The sequence below is a fragment of the Acinetobacter sp. 243_ASPC genome, assembly GCF_001054715.1.
GTDB lineage: Bacteria > Pseudomonadota > Gammaproteobacteria > Pseudomonadales > Moraxellaceae > Acinetobacter > Acinetobacter soli.
Map to the genome: position 1 here is coordinate 1 of NZ_JVOR01000124.1, position 4528 is coordinate 4528.

At 34.6% G+C, this 4528-nt stretch carries 5 protein-coding genes and 1 pseudogene; 2 read left to right on the forward strand and 4 right to left on the reverse strand.

Annotated elements, in window-relative coordinates:
• Nucleotides 1–76: 76 nt before the first annotated feature.
• Nucleotides 77–1221, forward strand: a protein-coding gene (locus tag ADA42_RS18205; RefSeq protein WP_100833519.1) for an IS3-like element ISAba14 family transposase whose coding sequence is annotated in 2 segments (ribosomal slippage) — nt 77–341 and nt 341–1221 — 1146 coding nt in all. Because the reading frame shifts where the segments join, the coding sequence is not laid out codon by codon here.
• Between the two features lie 39 nt (nt 1222–1260).
• On the opposite strand, the gene ADA42_RS16280 is transcribed toward ADA42_RS18205, so the two are convergent.
• Entirely contained in the window at nt 1261–2442 is a 1182-nt protein-coding gene (locus ADA42_RS16280; protein WP_048766256.1) for a M48 family metalloprotease, read from the reverse strand.
• A 177-nt stretch (nt 2443–2619) separates the two neighbouring features.
• On the opposite strand from ADA42_RS16280, the gene ADA42_RS16285 reads away from it, so the two are divergent.
• Nucleotides 2620–2880, forward strand: a complete 261-nt coding sequence (locus ADA42_RS16285; RefSeq protein ID WP_048766258.1) for a helix-turn-helix domain-containing protein — start codon at nt 2620–2622, stop codon at nt 2878–2880.
• Here the strand turns inward: ADA42_RS16285 and ADA42_RS16290 are convergent, their stop codons facing one another.
• The 3 genes and pseudogenes from ADA42_RS16290 to ADA42_RS18530 all read right to left on the reverse strand — a co-directional run.
• Nucleotides 2881–3105, reverse strand: a complete 225-nt coding sequence (locus ADA42_RS16290; protein ID WP_048766259.1) for a helix-turn-helix domain-containing protein — start codon at nt 3103–3105, stop codon at nt 2881–2883. It lies immediately after the preceding gene.
• 81 nt (nt 3106–3186) lie between these two features.
• Nucleotides 3187–3348, reverse strand: coding sequence for a hypothetical protein (locus ADA42_RS18625; RefSeq protein ID WP_171249944.1), 162 nt, complete (start codon nt 3346–3348; stop codon nt 3187–3189).
• A 96-nt stretch (nt 3349–3444) separates the two neighbouring features.
• A pseudogene (locus ADA42_RS18530) lies at nt 3445–4528 on the reverse strand (hypothetical protein); the annotation flags it as partial.

The window sequence follows — 4528 nt, forward strand, 5'->3', positions numbered from 1 at the left end:
AGAGGTGGATCAGGAAATTTGAACAACACTTATAAGTGATATTTTGCTCCCCAAATGATGTTATAAACATCAATATATGGAGTATTTTATGGCACGTAGACCAAGAAGAAATCATTCAAATGATTTTAAAGCTAAGGTAGCACTTGCTGCGATTAAAGCAGAAAAAACACTTGCTGAATTGAGTGCTGAATTTGATGTTCATCAAAACCAAATTATCGACTGGAAAAATCAACTGATTTCAGCTTCCTCGCAAGCTTTCGATCAATCAAAAGCTCCAACAGAACCACCCATCGATCTAAAAAAACTACATGCAAAAATCGGTGAGCAGGCATTAGAAATTGATTTTTTAGAAGGTGTGTTGAAGAAACTGGGCCGCTTCAACCACAAAAGTTAATCGATGACTCACTTCAGATTTCAGTATCTAAGCAAGCTCAGCTGCTGAAAGTCTCCCGTGGTTGTTATTACTATCGCCCAAAACCTGTGAGTGCATCAGATCTGAAGCTGATGCGGTGTATGGATGAGTTACATATGCAATACCCTTTTGCAGGTAGCCGTATGATGCGTGATTTGTTGAATCGTCAAGGACATCATATAGGACGACGTCATACACGTACTTTAATGAAGAAAATGGGCATTAATGCGTTATATTGCAAACCAAATTTAAGCCAGGCTAATCAAGCTCACCGCAAATATCCATATCTGCTCAAAGGATTGGCTATTCAGCGCAGTAATCAAGTGTGGTCTACGGATATAACGTATATCCCTATGGCAAAAGGCTTTGTTTATTTATGTGCTGTGATTGATTGGCATAGCCGCAAGGTACTAGCGCATAGAGTATCGATTAGTATGGAGGTTACATTTTGCATAGAAACATTAAATGAAGCTATTGAAAAATATGGTCGACCTGAAATATTTAATACAGACCAAGGCAGTCAGTTTACCAGTGATGCATTTATTGATGTATTGAAATCAAATGGCATTCAAATCAGTATGGATGGTAAAGGTCGATGGGTTGATAATGTGATGGTTGAACGATTATGGCGGAGCGTTAAATATGAAGAGGTGTATCTCAAAGCTTATAGCAGTGTCACAGATGCGAAAAAGCAATTGAGTGCATATTTTGAGTTTTATAATCTGAAACGACCTCATTCGAGTCTAGACAAAATGACACCAAATGAGTTTTACTATGATCAGCTACCCCAACAAAACAAGGTGGCTTAACTAGAGCGGAATATCACTTATAAATACGCTTTTAGTTGTTCAAACATGTGGGACCACCTCTGTATTAAAGATTTCTGCCCATTGACTTTGATTAGAAATCTTAAAAGCGTTAAAACCTCGTTGTTCAATCGGGATAGCGATCTTTTCTTGGCTCAGTCGGGATAAAGCACTGATCATTGGGTCTTTGCCGACCAGCAAAGAGGCAATTGCATCTGCTTTATATTCTCGATTACGTGAATATTTCTTAACCAGCAATGATCCAAAGAACGTTAACACAATAGAGAGGACAAGCTTTGTCAGCCATAAAATGATCTCAACTATTGTCGAAAAGGAGTTACCTAATAGATTGAGTATGCGTAAACCTTGTAAGGGCAGGGTAAAGACCAACACAAAGGATGAAATAAGACCTGTAAGAATTGCCATCCCACGCATATCATTACTGATAATGTGGCCAATTTCATGTGCTGCTACTGCTTCAATCTCAGCATCATTCATCTGTTCCAACAAACCAGTGCTAAATGCAACGACAGAGTGCTGAGGTGTTGCTCCCGAAGCAAAAGCATTCATATCTTCGCTTTGATAAACTCCCACCTCAGGTGTCAGGATATTTGCTTTAGCTGCCAAACGCGCTACTGTGTCATAAAGCCAAAAATAGTCATGGTGTGACTCGTTATGCCTCTCAATCACCACAACTTGATGTGCTCTTTTTGCTAACCAGCGTGAAAAAGGTAGACTAATGACAGCACCGATCAAGCCAATGAGCGGGATTAAGATGAAGCCAAAGCCTGTAGGAATCGCACTAATTGAAAGGCCAACTAAAACAATAATTGTCCAAGATACGATACTGGTCGACTTAACTTGATTTAAAGCCTGCTGAAAATCATGCTGATAGAGTTCAATATTGTGGGAACTTGGCTGTTCTAATTGATGCTGAATGAGCTGTTGAATTTCTGCTGCTTTTCTATCTGCAATACCGTAAACATCAACGGCATTGGTAAATTCCGCTGAAATGCTGATTTGATAATCATCCTGATCTAAATGGTTCACATGAATAATCATTTTTAAACCATTAGGATTTATTCCATAGCGAAAAGTACTTACGATGATGGCTTGATCCAAATCAATACTTTTAATTTTGGCTGACTTGGAAACTAAAACAGTTTTACATAACTGGATAATATCTGCTGGATCACCCTGACAAGTGACCTTATAGGCTGTCATGAAGATCTCCTTGTTCGCGTAATAAAGGCTGAATATTGCCCAATGAGTTAAATAACTCCATAGAACACCTTTCTATCAATTCTATAAGATGGATCACGTCATTTTGGTCTGATAATCAATGTGTTGCATTATTGTACCTATTTTGGGTACATTTTTTATTGTATCCATAATTGCTGCATGACAGCAAGTATAAACACCAAAGAAATGCAGGCTTTGACGCAATGGTTAAAGCAAATGCGAGAAAATCAACAGCTCTCTATGCGTGCATTGGCAGAACGCATGGACAAACCTCACTCATACATACAAAAGGTAGAACAAGGCGAGCGTCGATTGGATGTAGTGGAATATGTATGGTACTGCCGTACATTAGGAGTAAGTCCTCAAACTGGACTTGATCTGATCCAGCAAGCCATACAGCAAGTGCACAATCAATCATAATCATTGATTGCCTATAAATTGCTGCTCAATCAGACTGATACCGGTATTTGGATCGGCATCAATACATCGACAATACTTCAGATACTCGATGACATCTAAAATATGCTGTCCTTGCTCAATATGTTGTATGTAAGAGACACACTTACCTAATTTTTCGGCCAATTGTTCTTGGCTAAGTTGCTTAAGTTCTCGCTGTGAAATCAACCATTGTTGTAATGTAGGCATTGGAAAGCTCCTTGCATATACACAAAAAAGCCCATACTCCGATTAAGAGTATGGGCCAGTTAAATTTTAAAAGGGTAGTGGTTAGATCAATATAGCTCTTGTAACGACAATTACCTTAGTGATGATTTCAGCCTCCTGATCATTGCATATCCGAATGGCATCAGAGATTGCTTCAATTTTAGGGTGCGGAATACGATCCAAAACTTCTGTGACGTTTTGGAGCTCTGGGTAATGTTGCTTCATGGTGCTTTGGTTTCCTGTGTGAATAGACCATGAAAATAATATGTGCATGATTTTTTGCTTGTTACTTTATTGAAAATATTTCAGTTAATTAAAATATTAAGTTACAAACTTTGAAATCTCAAACTTAAATAAATCATCTTGAATTGACATAAATTTTTTAAATTCATTATTTGAACTAATAACACCATTTTTGTTTAATATTAAATTTTTTAATTGATCATTTTTTTCCAGTGAAATGACAATATTACTACTCAATCCTAATTTAATATAATCATTAGTTTCCTTACTCATGGTTCCATAAATGAAAAGATTATATTCATTTTCATCAATCAAATCTATATCAAACAAAACACTAGCAAATTTATATAATGTGAAGGATAAGAAGTCTGATTCTATTTTTATTTTGATTAAAGCTATATTAACCATCTCTTTTTCATTTTTGGTTGAAAGATCTATATAATTTTTTGAAAAATCATTTTCTTTTATTGAAAACTCGCCATAAGATGAACCTACATAGAAGTTTTTTCCAGAATATTTTTCTCTTATAGTGTAAAAATATTTCAACATATTTTTTATGTTTTGGTTCATATTAAATTTGTGCCTACTTTCATTAAAAACTCTGTAAAAATTTTTAGCTTTTTCTTTTTTAAGGCGTAATAAATTTTTATTCAAAATATGATTATCAAGATCTTCGATGAAAAAAATAGAAATTTTGTCTAAAATGTTTTTATTCTTCCATTCAATATCATTCTTTAAGAAATCTAATCTATGTTCTAAATTTTCACATACATAATCAAAGTTGTTATAAATTGAGTCCAAGTTAGATTCAATTAAAGAATATTTTACTTTATTATTTTCATTGCTAATATTTTCTATTAAATAATCTTCTCTAATCTTAACTAAATTTTCCAATTCAGTTAAATTTCCATTGTTTCCAGATAAATTTTTCTTATAACCATTAATACTATAATTAAGTAAAACGGGATTGGAAACTTTATCTGAAAAAACTCCAGATTTTATCTTATGAATTGTATTTCTTAGTTTTGAGTTTTTACTGGTAAAATTTTCTGCATATACAAAGTGAATATCTGGATTTAATTTATTAAGATCTTTATTTTTTAAGTCAAAAACTTCATTTAACCCGAATCGCGGATAAGCAATTGACTTGAAAAATAAGAGG